The organism is Pseudarthrobacter sp. efr-133-R2A-89, assembly GCF_030209315.1.
In the GTDB taxonomy this organism is placed as follows: domain Bacteria; phylum Actinomycetota; class Actinomycetes; order Actinomycetales; family Micrococcaceae; genus Arthrobacter.
The window spans coordinates 291,571-308,828 of sequence record NZ_JARVSE010000004.1 but is presented as its reverse complement, the minus strand read 5'-3'; the positions used below and the strand labels follow the sequence as shown (position 1 = coordinate 308,828).

21 protein-coding genes and 1 tRNA gene are annotated in these 17,258 nt (G+C 66.0%); 12 read left to right on the top strand and 10 right to left on the bottom strand.

What is annotated here, in order from left to right; translation table 11 throughout:
• The 3 genes from ispF to QRM95_RS09100 form a co-directional block, all read right to left on the bottom strand.
• Nucleotides 1-501 (bottom strand): 2-C-methyl-D-erythritol 2,4-cyclodiphosphate synthase, encoded by a 501-nt coding sequence (gene ispF, locus QRM95_RS09110; RefSeq protein WP_285247458.1) that lies wholly within the window; start codon nucleotides 499-501, stop codon nucleotides 1-3.
• An 8-nt stretch (nucleotides 502-509) separates the two neighbouring features.
• Nucleotides 510-1,289 (bottom strand): 2-C-methyl-D-erythritol 4-phosphate cytidylyltransferase, encoded by a 780-nt coding sequence (ispD, locus tag QRM95_RS09105; RefSeq protein WP_285247457.1) that lies wholly within the window; start codon nucleotides 1,287-1,289, stop codon nucleotides 510-512.
• A 107-nt stretch (nucleotides 1,290-1,396) separates the two neighbouring features.
• Complete coding sequence (locus QRM95_RS09100) at nucleotides 1,397-1,879, bottom strand: CarD family transcriptional regulator (protein WP_011690592.1); 483 nt, start codon at nucleotides 1,877-1,879, stop codon at nucleotides 1,397-1,399.
• 271 nt (nucleotides 1,880-2,150) lie between these two features.
• Here QRM95_RS09100 and QRM95_RS09095 point away from each other — a divergent pair, with 271 nt between their 5' ends.
• The gene (locus tag QRM95_RS09095; protein ID WP_285247477.1) at nucleotides 2,151-2,714 is read left to right on the top strand and encodes a hypothetical protein; all 564 of its coding nucleotides are present in this window, start codon (nucleotides 2,151-2,153) and stop codon (nucleotides 2,712-2,714) included.
• A gap of 106 nt (nucleotides 2,715-2,820) precedes the next feature.
• On the opposite strand, the gene QRM95_RS09090 is transcribed toward QRM95_RS09095, so the two are convergent.
• Together QRM95_RS09090 and QRM95_RS09085 are read right to left on the bottom strand one after the other, a co-directional pair.
• Nucleotides 2,821-3,501: a response regulator gene (locus QRM95_RS09090; RefSeq protein ID WP_026264738.1), complete on the bottom strand. Its 681-nt coding sequence runs from the start codon at nucleotides 3,499-3,501 to the stop codon at nucleotides 2,821-2,823.
• Complete coding sequence (locus QRM95_RS09085) at nucleotides 3,498-4,739, bottom strand: sensor histidine kinase (RefSeq protein WP_285247476.1); 1,242 nt, start codon at nucleotides 4,737-4,739, stop codon at nucleotides 3,498-3,500. Before QRM95_RS09085 ends, QRM95_RS09090 begins: the two co-directional genes overlap by 4 nt.
• A 205-nt stretch (nucleotides 4,740-4,944) precedes the next feature.
• Here QRM95_RS09085 and phoU point away from each other — a divergent pair, with 205 nt between their 5' ends.
• The gene (gene phoU / locus QRM95_RS09080; protein ID WP_285245793.1) at nucleotides 4,945-5,607 is read left to right on the top strand and encodes a phosphate signaling complex protein PhoU; all 663 of its coding nucleotides are present in this window, start codon (nucleotides 4,945-4,947) and stop codon (nucleotides 5,605-5,607) included.
• Nucleotides 5,608-5,747: 140 nt separating this feature from the next.
• Here the strand turns inward: phoU and QRM95_RS09075 are convergent, their stop codons facing one another.
• Nucleotides 5,748-6,494: a phosphoglyceromutase gene (locus QRM95_RS09075; protein WP_018762316.1), complete on the bottom strand. Its 747-nt coding sequence runs from the start codon at nucleotides 6,492-6,494 to the stop codon at nucleotides 5,748-5,750.
• Between the two features lie 100 nt (nucleotides 6,495-6,594).
• Here QRM95_RS09075 and QRM95_RS09070 point away from each other — a divergent pair, with 100 nt between their 5' ends.
• Entirely contained in the window at nucleotides 6,595-7,449 is an 855-nt protein-coding gene (locus tag QRM95_RS09070) for a class I SAM-dependent methyltransferase (protein ID WP_502934951.1), read from the top strand.
• Here QRM95_RS09070 and QRM95_RS09065 read toward each other — a convergent pair.
• Nucleotides 7,434-7,787, bottom strand: a complete 354-nt coding sequence (locus tag QRM95_RS09065) for a DUF2516 family protein (protein ID WP_285247455.1) — start codon at nucleotides 7,785-7,787, stop codon at nucleotides 7,434-7,436. The two genes, QRM95_RS09070 and QRM95_RS09065, sit on opposite strands and share 16 nt — an antisense overlap.
• A gap of 9 nt (nucleotides 7,788-7,796) precedes the next feature.
• The gene (locus QRM95_RS09060) at nucleotides 7,797-8,987 is read right to left on the bottom strand and encodes a trans-sulfuration enzyme family protein (protein WP_285247454.1); all 1,191 of its coding nucleotides are present in this window, start codon (nucleotides 8,985-8,987) and stop codon (nucleotides 7,797-7,799) included.
• 135 nt (nucleotides 8,988-9,122) lie between these two features.
• On the opposite strand from QRM95_RS09060, the gene tmk reads away from it, so the two are divergent.
• The 4 genes from tmk (at nucleotide 9,123) to QRM95_RS09040 (ending at nucleotide 12,718) form a co-directional block, all read left to right on the top strand.
• Nucleotides 9,123-9,815: a dTMP kinase gene (tmk, locus tag QRM95_RS09055; protein WP_285247453.1), complete on the top strand. Its 693-nt coding sequence runs from the start codon at nucleotides 9,123-9,125 to the stop codon at nucleotides 9,813-9,815.
• Nucleotides 9,812-10,975: a DNA polymerase III subunit delta' gene (locus QRM95_RS09050; RefSeq protein WP_285247452.1), complete on the top strand. Its 1,164-nt coding sequence runs from the start codon at nucleotides 9,812-9,814 to the stop codon at nucleotides 10,973-10,975. The genes tmk and QRM95_RS09050 overlap by 4 nt, the downstream gene beginning before the upstream one ends.
• A complete protein-coding gene (locus QRM95_RS09045) occupies nucleotides 10,972-12,540 on the top strand; it encodes an alpha/beta hydrolase (RefSeq protein ID WP_285247451.1) in 1,569 nt (522 codons plus the stop codon). The genes QRM95_RS09050 and QRM95_RS09045 overlap by 4 nt, the downstream gene beginning before the upstream one ends.
• Before the next feature lie 105 nt (nucleotides 12,541-12,645).
• Nucleotides 12,646-12,718: transfer RNA gene (locus QRM95_RS09040), tRNA-Thr, on the top strand.
• A gap of 117 nt (nucleotides 12,719-12,835) precedes the next feature.
• Here the strand turns inward: QRM95_RS09040 and QRM95_RS09035 are convergent.
• Nucleotides 12,836-13,243, bottom strand: coding sequence for a hypothetical protein (locus QRM95_RS09035; protein ID WP_285247450.1), 408 nt, complete (start codon nucleotides 13,241-13,243; stop codon nucleotides 12,836-12,838).
• A gap of 173 nt (nucleotides 13,244-13,416) precedes the next feature.
• On the opposite strand from QRM95_RS09035, the gene QRM95_RS09030 reads away from it, so the two are divergent.
• From QRM95_RS09030 to QRM95_RS09015, 4 genes are all read left to right on the top strand, one after another.
• A complete protein-coding gene (locus QRM95_RS09030) occupies nucleotides 13,417-13,728 on the top strand; it encodes a hypothetical protein (protein WP_285247449.1) in 312 nt (103 codons plus the stop codon).
• A 2-nt stretch (nucleotides 13,729-13,730) separates the two neighbouring features.
• Nucleotides 13,731-13,865 carry a hypothetical protein gene (locus tag QRM95_RS09025; protein WP_285247448.1) on the top strand — a complete coding sequence of 45 codons (135 nt, stop codon included), beginning with the start codon at nucleotides 13,731-13,733 and terminating at the stop codon, nucleotides 13,863-13,865.
• 377 nt (nucleotides 13,866-14,242) lie between these two features.
• Nucleotides 14,243-14,590, top strand: coding sequence for a hypothetical protein (locus tag QRM95_RS09020; RefSeq protein ID WP_285247447.1), 348 nt, complete (start codon nucleotides 14,243-14,245; stop codon nucleotides 14,588-14,590).
• Nucleotides 14,587-14,727 carry a hypothetical protein gene (locus QRM95_RS09015; protein ID WP_285247446.1) on the top strand — a complete coding sequence of 47 codons (141 nt, stop codon included), beginning with the start codon at nucleotides 14,587-14,589 and terminating at the stop codon, nucleotides 14,725-14,727. The genes QRM95_RS09020 and QRM95_RS09015 overlap by 4 nt, the downstream gene beginning before the upstream one ends.
• 482 nt (nucleotides 14,728-15,209) lie before the next feature.
• On the opposite strand, the gene QRM95_RS09010 is transcribed toward QRM95_RS09015, so the two are convergent.
• Nucleotides 15,210-15,941, bottom strand: a complete 732-nt coding sequence (locus QRM95_RS09010) for a PspA/IM30 family protein (RefSeq protein ID WP_285247475.1) — start codon at nucleotides 15,939-15,941, stop codon at nucleotides 15,210-15,212.
• Between the two features lie 374 nt (nucleotides 15,942-16,315).
• On the opposite strand from QRM95_RS09010, the gene QRM95_RS09005 reads away from it, so the two are divergent.
• Complete coding sequence (locus QRM95_RS09005; RefSeq protein WP_285247445.1) at nucleotides 16,316-17,230, top strand: polysaccharide deacetylase family protein; 915 nt, start codon at nucleotides 16,316-16,318, stop codon at nucleotides 17,228-17,230.
• Nucleotides 17,231-17,258: the final 28 nt, after the last annotated feature.

The window sequence follows — 17,258 nt, the reverse complement described above, 5'->3', positions numbered from 1 at the left end:
CTAGCCGATGGTTTCGCTGGTCCGCGGGTACACCAAGGCGGTGGCCACCGCGGAGATACCCTCGCCACGGCCGGTGAATCCCAGGCCGTCGCTGGTGGTGGCAGTGACGCTCACCGGTGCACCGGCAGCCTCTGAGAGGACGTGCTGCGCTTCCTCCCGGCGGGGACCGAATTTCGGCCGGTTGGCCACGAACTGGACGGCGATGTTGCCGATCTCGAAACCTGCAGCCCGGACGATCCGTGCCGCCTCGGCGAGCAGCGTCACTCCGGACGCGCCGGCAAATTCCGGGCGGTCCGTGCCGAAGTGGGTGCCAAGATCGCCGATGCCGGCGGCGGAGAACAGCGCATCGGCTGCGGCGTGGGCCACCGGGTCGCCGTCAGAATGTCCGGCCAAGCCGCGTTCGCCGGGCCAGAAGAGTCCGCCGAGCCACAACGGGCGGTCCTCGTCCTCGCCGGCGTACGCATGGACGTCGATTCCCACACCGGTCCGTGGCAGGATCATGTCCGCGCTCACCCTTCCACCCACCGGGCGCCAAGCGGGCCCTCAAGGAGCCCTTCGGCGAAGATCAGGTCAAGCGGCGTGGTGATCTTCAGGGACTGGGTTGAGCCGCGGACAGCGTAGACCGGCGTCCCCAGCATCTCCACGAGCATGGCGTCATCGGTGACGGCCGCCGACTGCTGCCGGTCCAGTCCCTCGGCGGACCGGTGCGCCTGCACCAGCGTGTCGAGGGTGAATCCCTGGGGTGTCTGAACGGCCCGCAGTTCCTCGCGCCGGGCCGTTCCCGTGACCACCTCCGGGGCGAACACGCTGCCCTCTCCTGAGGTGGCTGCAACGGTCTTGATGGTGTCCACGACGGGGAGAACGGGAATGACGGCGGCAGCGCCGGCGGCAAGGGCTTCCGCTACGCGGTGGAAGACGGACTCGGGCGTCAGTGCCCTGGCGGCATCATGGACCAGGACCGCTTCCGTGCCGTCCATCAGGGCAGCCACGCCGGCGCGGACGGAGTCAGCCCGGGTGGCGCCGCCATCCACAAGGGTGAGGAGGGGGCCGCCGTCGGCCAATTCGTCCCGGAAACCGCCGCAGAGGCGGCGCAGGCCCTCGTCTCCTGCGGGCAGCACCACGCAGACCTGGCTCGCAACACCGGAGGCGACGATACCCCGCAAGGCATGCATCAGGATCGGTTCGCCACCGAGCGGGACAGCCGCCTTGGGCATCCCGTAGCCGAGCCGTTGCCCGGAACCGGCGGCCACCACGATGACTCCCGTGACCAGGGGCTTTGAATCACTCATGCGGACTAGCCTACGACGCCGTGGCGGCCGCGACATGCCCGGGCCGGTGCCCGGTTTCGGGCAAAAAGAAGCCCCGGCGGCACTTGGGTGCTGCCGGGGCTAAATTCTTAGGAAGCCAGGACCTCGTCGAGAACGCTTGCTGCCTTCTCCTCGTCGGTCTTTTCAGCCAGCGCCAACTCTGAAATCAGAATTTGGCGGGCCTTGGCCAGCATTCGCTTTTCGCCTGCGGAAAGGCCCCGGTCGTGATCCCGGCGCCACAGGTCGCGAACGACCTCTGCCACCTTGATGACGTCACCGGAAGCAAGCTTCTCCAGATTTGCCTTGTACCTGCGTGACCAGTTGGTGGGTTCTTCGGTGAACTCGGCACGAAGCACATCGAACACGTGCTCCAGGCCTTCCTTGCCCACTACGTCCCGAACCCCAACAAGATCTACGTTTTCTGCTGGAACTTCAATGGTCAGATCACCCTGAGCCACCTTGAGCTTGAGATACATCTTCTCTTCGCCCTTGATGGTGCGCATCTTGATTTCTTCAATCTTCGCAGCACCGTGGTGAGGGTAAACTACTGTCTCGCCGACCTCAAATACCATGTGGACATTTCCCCTTTCCCGCAGACCAGTTTATCACGATTCAGGCATATGACCGGCCGGAGAAAGGGCTCCGAACCGCGAAAATACGCGGAAAATCGGCCCAATCGACCTCCTCAACCCCCTTGACGGATGAGGATATTAGTGCATCAGGTGAGCGTTCCCACAGTCGATGTGACGGCCTCGAATCCTCGTTTGACCCCGTTTGCGGATAGGCTATGGCTGCAAAAGACTTCAAATTTCTCGAGGAGTACGTGACGTGCGTTCCACTGCGATGAACCGGGCCCAGCGCGGCAAACTGGCACTGACGGCTGCTGCCCTTGGCGTCAGCCTGCTGACTGCGGGCTGCGGTTACATCACGCCCCAGCAGACCAGCCACCAGTACTCCGCCTCGGACGGCATCCGCGCAGACCTCGGCCCGCTGCAGCTGCGGAACATGCTCATCGTTTCCAGCGGCGAAGACGGACCCGGCCGCCTGATCGGCGCGGTCTACAACTCCTCTTCCAAGGACGTGAAGCTCACGGTCAACGGCGCCAAGGGCTCCCAGACCGAGGTTCCGGTGAAGGCAAACTCCTACACGCTGCTGAACGAAAACACCGATCCCGCCATCTTGAGCACCACCGGCGGAAAGCCTGGCTCGCTGGTGGACGTCAAGATCAGCGAGAACGGCACCAACGTCACCAGCACGGTCAAGGTCCCGGTCCTGGATGCCACCTTGAAGGAATACAAGGACTACCTGCCCACCGCGAGCCCGTCGGCTTCGCCGTCGTCGTCCGCCGGCGCCAGCGCAACGGCAACCGCCACGCCAAGCGCAACGGCAACAGCCACCAGCCGCTAGCGGCGGGCCCGCTGCGGCGGGCACCCCGAAACGTACAGCAAAGGGAGGGCCGGTTGGCCCTCCCTTTGCTGTTGCACTGGCCTGGGCAGCCTCGGCCGCCCGGAGCCTAGGGTTCGAACTTGTAACCGAGGCCGCGCACGGTGACCAGGAACCGGGGTGCGGAGGGATCCGGTTCGATCTTGCCGCGGAGGCGTTTGACGTGGACGTCAAGGGTTTTGGTGTCGCCAACGTAATCAGACCCCCAGACCCGGTCAATCAGCTGCCCCCGGGTGAGGACACGCCCCGAGTTGCGCAGGAGCATCTCCAGGAGTTCAAATTCCTTCAACGGCAGCAGGACCTGCTCGCCGTCCACGCTCACCACGTGGCGTTCGATGTCCATCCGGACCGGGCCGGCCTGGACCGTTGAGGAAATCAGTTCCTCCGGTTCGCCCTGGCGCCGCAGGACCGCTCTGACCCGGGCCACCAGTTCGCGGGAGGAATAGGGCTTGGTGACGTAGTCGTCGGCGCCGAGTTCCAGGCCCACCACTTTGTCGATCTCCGAATCCTTGGCCGTCAGCATGATCACCGGAACGCTGGAACGCTGCCGGAGCTGGCGGCATACCTCGGTGCCGGACAGGCCGGGCAGCTGCAGGTCCAGCAGGACCAGGTCGGCGCCGTTGCGGTCGAATTCCGTGATCGCGTCGAGGCCGTTGTCCACCACCTCAACCTCGAACCCTTCCTTGCCCAGCAAATAGGACAAGGGATCGCTGAATGACTCCTCGTCCTCCACAATCAAAATCCTGCTCAAGCGCTAGCTCCTCGTTCTGTTGCGCCGGCGGCGCGGGGTACTTGGGTGAGTGCCGGCTGGCCGGCCGGCTGCCGCGCCGGCGACGGTGCCGGTGCGTCCGGGACAAGACGGTCGCTGTCCTGTCCTTCCATCTCGGGAAGCCGCAGCGTGAAGGTCGACCCTTGGCCCGGCTGGGACCAGAGCGTCACCTCGCCGCCATGGTTTGAGGCCACATGCTTGACGATGCTCAGGCCCAGGCCCGTGCCGCCCGTCTGGCGCGAACGGGCGGCATCGACGCGGTAGAAGCGTTCGAAGACGCGTTCCTGGTCCTCGGGCGTGAGTCCGTCCCCCTGGTCGGTCACAGAGATGGACACCAGGCCTTCCCTGGAACGTACGCCGATTCCCACCCGGGTGTTGGCAGGTGAATAGCGGATGGCGTTGTCGATGAGGTTGCGCAGCGCGGTGACCAAAAGGTCCTGGTCGCCGAAGACTTTTCCCTCGGTGCGGCCGCCCACGACGATGCTGATGTTCTTGCTCTCGGCGGGCAGCTGCGACCGGTCCACGGCCTCGGCGATGACCGCGTTGATGTCTACGGGGCCGCCTTGCTGCGTCACGCTGGCGCCCTGCAGCCGGGACAGCTCGATGATGTCCTGGACCAGTGCGGCGAGGCGGGCTGATTCCTTGTGCATCCGCTTGGCGAACCGGCGGACCGCTTCTTCGTCGTCCGCGGAAGACTCGAGGGCCTCAGCCAGCAGGGAGATTGCGCCGACGGGGGTCTTCAGTTCATGCGAGACGTTGGCGACGAAGTCGTTGCGGATCTCTTCCGTGCGGGTGATCTCGGTCCGGTCATCGGCGAGGAGCAGGATGTATTCCTCACCCAGCATGGCGGCCCGGACCTGGACAATGATGGTTCCCTGCCCCAGCGGTCCGCGCGGGAGCTCCAGCTGCTTCTCCAGGATGACGCCGTCGCGCCGCACGCCCGCCGTCATGTCCAGGAGTTCCTTGTGGACCACGGTATGGCCGCGGACCAGGCCGTAGGCGTAGGCTGCCGGGCTGGCGCGGACAACGCCGTCGACGTCGTCCAGGACCACGAAGGCACGTCCGACGACGGCCAACACCTCAGCTGCCCCGTCCGGAAGCGCAGGTTCCCCGGCGTCGATCTCCAGCAGCTCGCGCTGCTTCTCGCTGACCCGGAACGCAAGCACGCCGAACGTGCCAAGCGCCAGGCCGACGAGGCCGGCAACCAGACCAATGAGCATAGGATCCACAGCTCCACTTTATGCTCTTGCCCGGGGGCCGCCGGCGCTTCCAAGCCCTTAGCGCGAACGGTTCAGCTAACGTTCACCTCCATGGGCATAATCGTTTACCGGGCGATGACAGAGTTAATGGTTAGAGCGCCCAATGGCGACACGATTCCTGCTGCCCTGGAGCGGCCGGCAGGAGTTCCAAGGAAAGGACGCCTACGTGCGTAAGGTTTTTCAGGAAGAGCTCACCCAGGTCGGTGACCAGCTGGTGGAGATCTCCCGGCTGGTCAGCGAAGCCATAGACAAGGCCACCACTTCGTTCCAGGTCGCGGACGTGGACCTCGCCCAGGACGTCATCGCGGCGGATGCGCGCATCGACTTCCTGCAGAACAGCCTCGATGAGCGGGCCATCGACATCCTGGCTTTGCAGGGTCCCGTGGCGAGCGACCTGCGCATGATCGTGGGCTCGCTCCGGATGAGTGCCTCCCTGGAGCGGATGGGCGACCTCGCGCGCCACATCGCCCAGCTGGCCCGCCTCCGGTACCCGTCCATGGTCATTCCGGAGTCCATGACCGCGACCTTCAACCGCATGGCCGAACTGGACCAGGAGATCGCCGACAAGTTGACGGTCCTGCTGGAGAGCCGCGACCTCGAGGTGGCCAGGGACATCCTGAAGGCCAATACCGCCATCAATGACCTGCACTTGAGCGTCTTCAAGGCCATCGCCTCACCTGAGTGGACCGAGTCGCCGGCGACCACCGTGGACGTGGCCCTCGCCAGCCGCTACTTCGAGCGGTTCGCGGACCACGGCGTCTCCGTCGCCCAGAAAGTCACCTACCTGGTCACCGGCGCGTGGCAGCCGAACGCCACTGAACACAGCTAAACCAGCGGATAACGACGGCGGGCTGGCCACCCCAGGTGACCAGCCCGCCGTCGTCGTTTCACATTTGACGCAGCGCGTTCTTCGGCCGGAGTGCGTCTAAGGGAGGAACGACCGAGCACCCGGCGAAGAACCGCGAAGTCTTACTTCTTGCCCTGGTTGGCTACGGCCAGGATGGCCTGCTCAGCGGCCTCGGGGTCCAGGTAGGTTCCGCCGGGCTTGACCGGCTTGAAGTCGTCATCGAGGTCGTACACCAGCGGAATGCCGGTGGGGATGTTCAGCCCGGCGATCGCCTCATCGCTGATGCCGTCCAGGTGCTTGACCAGCGCACGGAGCGAGTTGCCGTGGGCTGTGACCAGGACGGTCTTGCCTGCCTTGAGGTCTTCCTTGATGTCCGACTCCCAGTAGGGCAGCAGGCGCACCAGGACGTCCTTGAGGCACTCGGTGCGCGGGAGGGCGTCGCCGAGGCCGGCGTAGCGGGGGTCGTGGGCCTGGGAGAATTCGGAGTCGTCATCCAGGGGCGGCGGTGGAGTGTCGTAGGACCGGCGCCATTCCATGAACTGCGCTTCGCCGTATTCGGCCAGGGTCTGGGCCTTGTCCTTGCCCTGCAGTGCGCCGTAGTGGCGTTCGTTCAGGCGCCAGTCACGCTTGACCGGGATCCAGCCGCGGTCGGCTTTGTCCAGCGCGATGTTGGCGGTGTTGATGGCCCGCTTCAGCAGGGAGGTGTAGAGCACATCCGGGAGGATGTTGTTCTCCACCAGCAGCTCACCGCCCCGCGCTGCTTCCGCGCGGCCCTGGTCGTTCAGGTCAACGTCCACCCAGCCGGTGAACAGGTTCTTGGCGTTCCATTCGCTGTGGCCGTGGCGCAGCAGAATCAGCTTGTAAGTCATGATTTTCATCCTAGCCGAGCAGTGTTGCCGGCCGCCCAGCGTTACACGGCCGGGCACGCTTTGGGCCCGCTTCCACGCCTGCGGGGATAGTGTTGGGGCCGTGGTTCAAAAGGCTGAACGGGTGAATTCCCCGCAACTTTCCGGCAGGTCGTCTGCCGGCCGGCAGGGCCGTCCGGTAGGCAACGTCACCCGGGGAACCACCAACCCCAACCGGATGAGGCGGGTAGACCGCTGGCTGACGGGGCCGCAGGCGTGGCGGCTGCGGTCCGCGGATGACCCCCTCGTGGTTGACCTGGGCTACGGCGCCACCCCGGCCACCGCCGTCGAACTTTTTGAACGGCTCGCCGCAGTGCGGGCGGACGTCCGCGTGTGCGGCATCGAAATCGAGCCCGGGCGCGTGCGGGCGGCGATCCCGCTCCAGCGTCCGGGACTGACCTTCCATGTGGGCGGCTTCGAGCTTCCCGTCACCGGCCGTCCGGTCCTGGTCCGGGCCTTCAACGTCCTGCGCCAGTACGAGGAAGCGGACGTGCCGGGAATCTGGCGCCTGGTGCAGGACCGGTTGGCACCGGGCGGCCTGTTCATCGACGGCACGTGCGACGAAGTGGGCCGCCGGGTGACATGGGTTGCGCTTGACCGGCAGCGGCCGCTGTCCTTGAGCATTTCGGTCCGCTTCGGCAGTTTCGACCTGCCCTCGGAGGTGGCCGAGCGCCTGCCGAAGGCCCTCATCCACCGGAATATTCCCGGTGAACCGGTCCATGACTTCCTGCTGGCGATGGACCGGGCCTGGCTGGAATGCGCACCCCTTGCCTCGTTCGGCAGCAGGCAGCGCTGGGTGGGCATGTGCCGGAGCCTGCGCGACGCCGGGTGGCCGGTCCATGACGGACCTGCCAGATGGCGGCTGGGCGAACTAACCGTGGGTTGGGACGCCGTGGAACCTGGCTACCAGGGGCCGTAGGGTCCCGCGTTGCGGCTGCCGCCGCGGCCGGCGTCCTTCACGGCGGGGCGGACATCGGCGAGATAGACGGAGGCGGCCACCACCGCGGCGAGCCCAAACAGGCCAAGGGTGCTGACGATGCCGCCGCCGGCGCCGAACAGCGAAATTACGCCCACCAGTGTGGCGCCGCCGGTCAGCGCGAGCCAGAAGGCCTTGGTCCGCTTGCCAGTCGCCTCGAAGGCGTTGGCGCGGTGCCGGGCACAGTCCACCAGCGCCCACAATTCCAGTCCCAGGGCCACCAGGCCAAGGATAAAGAACACTGCCTGCTCTACAGGCCGAATAATCAGTTCACCGTCCACGAACCCAGCCTAGCCGCCCAGCGTGTCCAGCGCCTGCTTCAGGTCCGCCCAGAGATCCTCCACGTTTTCGACCCCCACGCTGAGGCGAACCAGGTTGTCCGGCACGCTGGCAGGTTCCGCTGCGTGCCTGCGACGGCGTTCAATCAGTGACTCGACGCCGCCCAGTGACGTGGCGGGGAGCCACAATGCGAGGGCCTCCACCACCTTGTCCGCAGCGTCGGCACCGCCCAGGCCCGCGGCCGCCGCCACCTGGATGCAGATGATGGAGCCGAAGCCCTTCATCTGGGCCGTGGCCCGTACATGGCCGGGGTCCGACGGGAGGCCCGGGAAGCGGACGGATTCAATGGCGGGGTGCGCCGCGAGGCGCTCCGCCAGCAGCATCGCGGAGCTTTGGGACCGCTCCACCCGCAGCGCAAGGGTCCGCAGTCCGCGCAGCGCCAGCCAGGCTTCGAAAGGTCCGGCGATGGCGCCGTGGATGATGCGGTGGTGCAGCAAGGCGGACCGGATGTCCGGGTTGGAGGTGACAAGCGCCCCCAGGACCACGTCGGAGTGCCCGGCGAGGTATTTGGTCACCGAGTGGAGCACGACGTCGGACCCGAGCCCGAGGGGCTGCTGCACCAAAGGGGTGGAAAAGGTGTTGTCCGTGACGACGATTGCTCCGGCGGCGTGGGCGGCCTCGGCGACAGCCGCCATGTCCGCGATCCCCAACATCGGGTTGGTGGGGCTTTCCAGCCAAAGCATGGCCGCGGCCCGGGCGGAGGGACCGGTTGGCGCGAGGGCAGCTTTGACCGCATTGGTATCGGCGATGTCCACGGTGCGCAGCTCGATGAAGCCCTTCTGGGCAAGTTCGGAGGCCATGACCAGCGAGCCCGAGTAGCTGTGATCCGGCATCACCAGCACTCCCCCGGCCGGGATCAAGGACAACGCCGAGCTGACGGCCGCCAGCCCTGATGCGTACAGCAGGCCCGGCAGTGCGGAGCCTTCCAGCTGGCCCAGCGCCTCTTCGAAGGGATCCCACGTGGGGTTCGAATACCGGCCATAACCCCGGTCCCCGTCGCCCAGCGGACCGGTGCCGAAGTAGGTGGAGGACAAGGTGATGGGCGGGTTGACCGGCTGGTCCCTTTCCCGGGGCGGACGTCCGGCCGCGACCACTACGGTCTCGGGGGAAAGGGACGCGGCCTGGTGCTCGGAAAGACTCATGTTCAACAGCGTACTGTCCGGCCGGGATCCGCCTGAAAGGGGTGCCGCCGTATGGACGCCTTGCGTTCACCGGCCGTCCACACAGGGTGCGGCGGCGGGTCATGAAATGTCGGTCCGGCTCGGTAGGCTTGGGAGGTGAGCAAACAAATGGCGGGCGTGTTCATCGCATTCGAAGGTGGCGATGGCGCCGGCAAGTCGACGCAGGCATTCCGGCTTGCGGCTGAACTGGAGTCACGGGGGTACACCGTGCGCCGCACCCGTGAACCCGGCGGCACCCCGGTAGGCGAAAAGCTGCGTTCGCTGGTCCTGGACCATGGCAACGGCGAGATCGATGCCCATACCGAGGCCCTGATTTTTGCTGCGTCCCGGGCAGCCCACGCTGCCCAGGTCATCCGCCCGGCACTCGGCCGCGGCGAAATCGTGCTGACCGACCGCTACATAGACTCATCAGTGGCCTACCAGGGGGCGGGCCGCGACCTCGGCCAGGACGCCGTCAAGTCCCTCAACGACTGGGCCACCTCGGGCCTGCAGCCCCACCTGACAGTCCTCCTGGACGTCGACCCGCGGCTTGGCCGCAGCCGCCGCACTGCCGGCCAGGCGGCCGAGGACCGATTGGAGTCCGAGGCAGATGACTTCCACACCAGGATTCGGAAGGCTTTCCTCGACCTCGCTGCCGCCCGCCCCGGAGCGTATCTGGTCCTGCCCGCAGAACTGCCGGTGGACGAACTCGCGGCGCAAATCCGGGACCGGGTCGACGCTCTGCTTGCCGGGCCGGCTCCTTCCAATGCGTCGTCCTCCCGGCAGGGGACGGACGGTGGCGGCTCGTGACTGTGTGGGATGACCTCCAGGGCCAAACCGCCGTCGTCGAACAACTGCGCCAGGCGGCAAGCGGCGAAGGCCTGACGCACGCCTGGCTGTTTACCGGGCCGCCGGGCTCCGGGCGCTCCAACGCAGCCAAGGCTTTCGCAGCCGCGCTGAACTGCGACCAGGAGGACGTGGGCCTGCGGGGCTGCGGCCGTTGCCAAGCGTGCCGCACCATCCTCGGGGAAACCCACTCGGACGTGACCTTCGTCCGCACGGAGAAGGTCACTATCACCATTGATGAGGCCCGCGAACTGGTGGCAACGGCGGGGAACCGGCCGTCCGCGGGGCGTTGGCGGATCATCGTGGTGGAGGATGCCGACCGGATGGCTGAGCGGACCACCAACGTGCTGCTGAAGGCCATCGAGGAACCCACCCCGCGCACCGTGTGGATGCTCTGCGCACCGTCCCCGGCCGACGTCCTGGTGACCATCCGGTCCCGCTGCCGCAGTGTTGCCTTGCGCCTGCCGCCTGCCTCGGAAGTTGCAGCCCTGCTGGTCAGGCGGGACGGCGTTGATCCTGAGCTCGCCGAACGCGCGGCGCGGGCAGCGCAAAGCCACGTGGGGATTGCCCGCCGGCTGGCCCGGGACTCCGCCGCCCGGGAACGCCGCCTGGAGACGGTGCGGTTCCCGCTCGGTCTCCGTGGCGTCACGGCGGCGGTGATGATGGCGGACAAGCTGGTGAAGATCGCGACGGCAGAGGCCACCAGCTCCAACGAGGAGCGCGACGCCGCGGAAAAAGCAGCCCTCCTGGCAACGCTCGGCGCGCCCGAGTCCGGCACGCTTCCCCCGTCGATGCGCAGCCAGGTGAAACAGCTTGAGGACGACCAGAAGCGGCGGGCCAAGCGGTCCATCACAGATTCCTTGGACCGGACCCTCACCGACCTCCTGTCCTTCTACCGGGACGTGCTGATCATCCAGCTGGGGAACGCCGTGGAGCTGGTCAACGTTGAGCTCAGGAGTGAGCTGGAGGAGTTCGCCGCCCGCAGCACTCCGGAAGGCACACTTGCCCGGATGGATGCCATCAATAAAGCCCGCGAACGCATCACCACCACAAACGTTGCCCCGCTGCTGACCCTCGAGTCCATGGCGGCCAGCCTGATCCAGCCCTCCAAGGAGACCCGATGACTGCCCGCCCCCTGCCCGCACGCCACAGGTCCTTGCTGGCCGCCGTCCGCGCCGCGGGCGCCATGGCCCTGGTCATGGTCCTCGCCTCGTGCAGCCTCCTCAACGGTGGGGACAAAACCCCGCCGGAGGCGGCCACCGCCAAGGCCGACCCCTCGATCGTGGCGTCCGCTCCCGCCGGGCTGGAGAAGTTTTACTCGCAGGAAGTCGTCTGGCAGCCCTGCGAAGGCGAATTCCAGTGCGCCAAGGTGACCGTCCCGATGGACTACGCCAACCCGGCCGGCGACACCATCCAAATCGCGGCGTTGCGGGCTCCCAGCACCGGCAAGAAAACGGGCAGCCTCCTGGTCAATCCCGGCGGCCCGGGCGCTTCCGGCTATGACTTCGTGAAGGACGCCGCAGCGACGCACTTCTCGGCGGCCGTCCGCAATGCCTACGACCTCGTGGGCTTCGATCCCCGCGGCGTCAAGCGTTCCGCTCCCGTGACCTGCATGACCGACGCGGAGCGTGACGCGGCACGCGCCAAGACCTACGCCCTCGAAACCGACACCGGGCTGGCGGCGGCGCTGGCGGACAACAAGGCGATCGCTGCCCAGTGCGCGGCGCAAACCGGCCCGGTCCTGGCGCACATCGACACCGTCAGCGCAGCCAAGGACCTGGACGTGCTCCGAGCGGTGGTCAATGACACCAAGCTGAATTACCTCGGATACTCGTACGGGACTTTCCTCGGCTCCACCTACGCCTCACTGTTTCCGGACAACGTGGGCCGGATGGTCCTTGACGGCGCCCTCGACCCTTCCATCAGCAACGAGGACCTGACCAGCGGCCAGGCCCGCGCTTTCGAGAAGGCCATACACACCTACGTCGCCAGCTGCCAGCGGCAGGGCAAGTGCCCGCTGACCGGTGGCGTCGACTCCGGCGTGCAGCAGATCCGGGACCTCATCGACGCCGTTCAGCAGACCCCCCGCACCGCCAAGGACGGCCGCCTGGTCAATGCGACGACGTTCGTCAGCGGCCTGATCACCCCGCTCTACAACGACCAGAGCTGGCCTGCCCTCACCCAGGCGCTGGAGGCCGCCATGAACGGGGATGTGAGCCTGGTGCTGCGCCTCGCCGACATCAGCGCCGACCGTTCGACCGACGGCTCGTACACGTCCAATTCCACGTTCGCGTTCAACGCGATCAACTGCCTTGACTACCCGATGGTTTCGGACACCGCCGGCATGCGGGCGGAGGAGAAGCGACTGGAACAGGACTCCCCCACCTTTGGCTACTTCTTCGCCTACGGCGGGACCAGCTGCGCTGACTGGCCGTACAAGAACGTCCGGACGCCGCAGGCCGTGGAATACTCGGGGAACTCCCCGATCGTGGTCATCGGCACCACAGGCGACCCTGCCACCCCGGTGGATTGGGCCGCCTCCCTGCGCAAACAGCTGGGGAACGCCTCGCTGCTCACCTGGAAGGGTGAGGGTCACACCGCGTATGGCCGGGCCAACAGTTGCCTCGAAGATTCGGTGGACAACTACCTGGTGGGCGGCAAAGTTCCGGCCGATAACACCGTGTGCTGAAGGCCTCAGCGGCTTCCGCCTGTCCCATTTTGACCGCGGCGCAGAGACTCTATTACAGTTGACTCTTGCATGAAGCGCCCGGTTCAGCCCGGGATTTTGTGCGGTGCTTCCTTAGCTCAGTCGGTAGAGCGTTTCACTCGTAATGAAAAGGTCATCAGTTCGATTCTGATAGGAAGCTCGGGATAAACCCCGGACAGCCCCTTGTTTTAGGGGTTTCCGGGGTTTTTCGCTGGTTAACGGGTGGCTGCCCACTTGGGGGCAGGCACCGATGGACTTAGGCGGTTGGCGATCCGGTTTACGGGGACGCGAAGAACGCAAGCAGCAAAAGGTAGCCGATCGTGTACGCGATTGTGTAGGGCCACCGTGACGTGGGACGCCGCGGCGCGTCCGCGTCGGCGTGGCGCCCCGCGCCCGCGTAACTCCACAGACTCGGGCTGGGCAGCTTGATCCGGTAGAGATAGACGGCTCCGAGCATGAACATTGCCGCGGCGACGCCTAGCAAAGGATGACCGGTGCCGGTAACAGCAGAAACGAATGTTCCGGCGACGGCCAGGAAGCCTTGCGCAGCGACGGCCGACAGGTTCACGCGAGCGAATTTCTCCTCGGCCGGACCCGGCCGCCTGAACGCCGGGAACCGCCACCTTTGCCAGAACAGTGCCGTGACGAGCCATACAGCGGAGGCGGCGACCGCGAGCGGGATCATCGTGTTACGCGCCGGTCTCGGATGCCTGGCGCCTCGGCGCGCATCAGGGTACCCATGAGCGAGAGTCTAAGGGGGACCCCGGCCTCCGGACACCCTTCATGCCATGGCCGTCGGCCACGAGTTCCCCGGCACAACGAGACCGACGACCAAAGGAGCGCACGCTCCGGGACTGGATGCACACCCAAGTGATCGACACCCGGGCCAGTGTGACGCTGGCCAGCAATGCCGTGACTGGCCAGGCCCGTGACCCGGTGGGAGACTGCGGGATGGGGAAAATACAGGCGGACCCGTACTTTCGAAGCATCTGGGCCCAGGCGCTCGGCGTCGTCATGGGGGTATGCCTCATCGCACCGCCCCTGATCCGGCTTAATGGAGGCCGTTGGAGCGGTATTGACTGGGTTTTCGTCATCGGCGGGATCGCATACGTCATCTTCTGGCTCTCGGCCGCGATCATCGGATGGCGAACCAGGCGAGGCGGGAAGTAAACATGAACATTGTTGACGCTGGAGCGGTCCTGTTCATAGCGCTTGGCGTGACGGCCCTGCTGGCCATCGTTGCCTTTGCCGTTGTGGCGGTCGTGCAGATCCTACGGGCAGGTGGGCTCGATAGGCCTGGCCGTTAGACTGGGCCGGGTCAGGACGGATTGGGGGATCCACGGGGCTGTGGCCGTTGTTCCGTTGGTCGGTCGAAGCCAGCACATCAAGGATGACCGTGACTTTCTTTCAGGACTTTCCCTCCCCGGACGTACCTTTATGGCCCAAGGCTCCGAAGCCTGTCCGCCCGGAATGGTCGGGTGCGCCCGACGACGAACTACCGGCCGTTGTCCATATTGGCCAATTCCTGCACCGGAGTCCGACCCGTATCCTGGCCGCCAGGGGTGCCAACGTTTATCCCACTGGATGTCTCATCGACGTCTCCTGGTTGCTGCGGCGCGGTGACGAGTCAGATCAGGAATGGGCCATCACCCACGCGACTTTCTTCAATTCAAGGCACTCCCCCATGAGTGCGAGCGAAGGCACGGAGCTGCTCTTCGGCGTCCAGTTCCCCGACGGATCCAAGGCCAGCACTGGCAGCATTACACCACCATTCATGCCTGAGGACTCGACCTATCGCCCCGAATCACCGGTCCTCTATCTTCAGAACCGGGGAGGCGGCGGGGGCGGTGACGAGCTGGCAGGGTCGGGAACCATCTGGCTGTGGCCGCTGCCGCCGGCCGGTGACCTGCGCCTGGTCGCCCAATGGACCGGCATGGGCATTCCCGAATCGTCCATCACGCTCGACGGCACCCAGCTCCGAGAGGCCGCTGCCGGAGCCCAGAAGTACTGGCCGGAAGGAAACGCGGGATGATTGACCCCGACAGCGTAGCCCCAACCCTGGTTTTTGCACCGGTCTTCTTCTACCTCCTCTACGGCGTCATCCGCGCCGCCGTCCGTGACGGCATCCTCCAAGCCGACAAACGTCGGCAGAAAATGCCCGCGGAGTAGCGCATCACTGAGATTGACGCCTGCCTGGCAAGAGAGGGCTGGACGACGTGGCTTAGCGCGTCGCGCGCCTAACCTCTTTAGGACCTTTGTCGCTAAGGCAGGCCCGTCGCCTGCCTGGGTGGCTGTCAGTACGATGGAGGCATTCCACCGTCGGAACGAGGCGCCATGCTCCAAGCCGTTCAGGGCTACGTCCGGAGAGCTGTCCGCTTCCCGAAAAGGTCCACGGAACTCCTTCGCGGGATGAAAGCCAGCAGCCATGTAATCGGTGTTTGTTGGCTGGCGTTGTCCCTCCTGTGGGATGGCGCGTGGCAAACGATCCTGTGGGCCGTGGTCGGCCTGGCTGGCCTTGTCCAGTCCGCTTTGGTCGAGAAAGAAATCCTTCGCAGGACGACTGGTGCTGGTAATCGTCCTAGACGCCGGCGTTAGCGTTCCAACGGAAGGCCGGCAGCAGTGCCAAGACGACAACTCCTAGTAGCGGCAACCTAGTTATCGATGGCTTTCCGGTCCATGGACTTGAGCGCCGCGAGCCGTGCCTCCACTTCGGTCTGCTCCCCGATGTCTTCGAGGGAGGCGAACTGTGCGTCCAGGGATGATGCAGCGAGTTCCTGCTGGCCGCGGACCGTAGCTTCCTGCCGGCGGATCCTCTGCTCGTAGCGGCCGATCGCCGAAGTTGGGTCCCCCGCGTCCAAGGCTTTGAGGGCGTCGTGGACCTGCGACTGCGCAGCAGCCACCCTTGCCCGGTTGACGAGCTGGTTGCGCTTGGCGGTCAGCTCACCGAGCTTGCCGCGCATCTGGTCCAGCCCCTGTTTGAGCTTGTCGACGACCTCGTTTTGCGCTGCCAGGGCAGGAGCCTGCGCCCTGGCTGTCGCTTCAGCGGACATCTGCCGCTGCAGGGCGAGCCTGGCAAGGGCGTCGAACTTGTCAGCGTCCACGCTGTTCCCCGCGGCCCGGAATTCGTCCGCCTTCCGGGACGCGGCCGCCGCCTTGCGACCCCAGGTGCCGGCGTCCTCAACGGCCCGGGCGTAGTCGTCCTCGGCCATCCGGAGATTGCCGATGGTCTGGGCAACAGCTGCCTCGGCCTCACGGATGTTCTCCGAGTAGTCCCGAACCATCTGGTCCAGCATCTTCTGTGGGTCTTCGGCGGAGTCCAGGAGGGCGTTCAGGTTGGCCTTCGCGAGCTGCGCGACGCGGGCGAAAATACTCTGCTTCACAATGTCTTTCTATCGGTAGTGGACATCGGATTCAATGTGGACGGCCCCGGCGAACGCGGACGCTCCCTGCACATCACCGTGATTCACCGGCAAGGACAGGTACCCGGATGTTGTGGTCCTCCTCCGGGCTTTGCGACGGTTACCCGCGCAGGCACTCCGCCGCGGTTCCGTGTTCACGGAATGTCAAGGCTGGCGCGGTATCATCGCGTCATGACCCCCTTCGTTCCGGCTGCAGTTCCGTGCGCCGTCGCACAGCCGGCAATGCCTTGCCCCGCCACGTCCAGCGCTCTCCGGTTCAGGGTCAACGGGGATCAGTCATGGGACGGTTTGAAGTCCCTGCGGGGTAACTAACCGTGGAACCACAAGGCGCACGCCACATGAGCCAGGACGGCAAAGGCCCCGGCCGCAGGACCGTCCTGCTGGCCGCGGTGCTCACACTTTCAGCTGCCGTGCCGGATCTCCAACCCGACCGGCGGCGGGCCGCTGACGCTGCCGAAACGGTCACGGAACCGTCAAGCGGTCACTCACACGCGCCGGCCCGGATTGTCGACATAAACCCGGACGATTCCTCTCCCCTCCCCGCCTCAATGCCGTCCGTGCCGTCCCGTGCCGACATTGTTGCCGCCTACGGAAAGCACCAGGCCCACTACTGGGGCCTGGAAGCGCCCGGCGTCCTGACAAGGCTTCCAGCCGCTTCACAGGGCATCTCCCTGACCTTCGACTTCTGCGGCGGACCCGGCGGCAGCGGCTATGACCAGGCGCTGCTGGACACCCTGCGCCAGCGGCACATTCCTGCCACGCTCTTCCTGAACTCGCGGTGGATCACCGCCAATCCCTCAACGGCACGGCAGTTGGCGGCCGACCCGCTGTTCGAACTGGCCAACCACGGAACGTCGCACAAGCCGTTGTCCACCACCGGAAACAACGCCTACGGGATCCCCGGGACAAAGAACGCCGGAGAAGTCTATGACGAGGTCATGCCCAACGACCTGTCGCTGGCGGGGATCACCGGCGCCCGCCCCCGCTACTTCCGCTCCGGCACCGCCTACATGGACGACGTCGCCGCCGACATCCTCCACGCCCTGGGTGTCAGGCCTGCAGGCTTCAGCATCAACGGCGACGGCGGCGCCACCTACCCTGCCGCCGTCGTCGCCAAGGAAATCGGCAAGGCCAGGCCCGGGGATGTGGTGATCTGCCATGGCAACCACCCCAACGGCGGAACGGCTGAGGGCGTGGCCCACGCCCTCGACAAACTGCTGGCGGCAGGAATGTCCTTTACCCATCTGCCCTGACCACCGCCGCCACAGGCGCTGGCGGCCC

Bases quoted from the DNA above. Each gene is read 5' to 3' on its own strand.
- QRM95_RS09005 (WP_285247445.1), top strand. From the start codon at position 16,316: ATGAGCCAGGACGGCAAAGGCCCCGGCCGCAGGACCGTCCTGCTGGCC.
- QRM95_RS09035 (WP_285247450.1), bottom strand. From the start codon at position 13,243: ATGATCCCGCTCGCGGTCGCCGCCTCCGCTGTATGGCTCGTCACGGCA.
- QRM95_RS09095 (WP_285247477.1), top strand. From the start codon at position 2,151: ATGAACCGGGCCCAGCGCGGCAAACTGGCACTGACGGCTGCTGCCCTT.
- QRM95_RS09100 (WP_011690592.1), bottom strand. From the start codon at position 1,879: ATGGTATTTGAGGTCGGCGAGACAGTAGTTTACCCTCACCACGGTGCT.
- QRM95_RS09060 (WP_285247454.1), bottom strand. From the start codon at position 8,987: ATGAGTCTTTCCGAGCACCAGGCCGCGTCCCTTTCCCCCGAGACCGTA.
- ispF (WP_285247458.1), bottom strand. From the start codon at position 501: ATGATCCTGCCACGGACCGGTGTGGGAATCGACGTCCATGCGTACGCC.
- QRM95_RS09025 (WP_285247448.1), top strand. From the start codon at position 13,731: ATGAACATTGTTGACGCTGGAGCGGTCCTGTTCATAGCGCTTGGCGTG.
- QRM95_RS09045 (WP_285247451.1), top strand. From the start codon at position 10,972: ATGACTGCCCGCCCCCTGCCCGCACGCCACAGGTCCTTGCTGGCCGCC.
- QRM95_RS09020 (WP_285247447.1), top strand. From the start codon at position 14,243: ATGAGTGCGAGCGAAGGCACGGAGCTGCTCTTCGGCGTCCAGTTCCCC.
- ispD (WP_285247457.1), bottom strand. From the start codon at position 1,289: ATGAGTGATTCAAAGCCCCTGGTCACGGGAGTCATCGTGGTGGCCGCC.
- QRM95_RS09030 (WP_285247449.1), top strand. From the start codon at position 13,417: ATGCACACCCAAGTGATCGACACCCGGGCCAGTGTGACGCTGGCCAGC.
- QRM95_RS09075 (WP_018762316.1), bottom strand. From the start codon at position 6,494: ATGACTTACAAGCTGATTCTGCTGCGCCACGGCCACAGCGAATGGAAC.
- QRM95_RS09085 (WP_285247476.1), bottom strand. From the start codon at position 4,739: ATGCTCATTGGTCTGGTTGCCGGCCTCGTCGGCCTGGCGCTTGGCACG.
- QRM95_RS09015 (WP_285247446.1), top strand. From the start codon at position 14,587: ATGATTGACCCCGACAGCGTAGCCCCAACCCTGGTTTTTGCACCGGTC.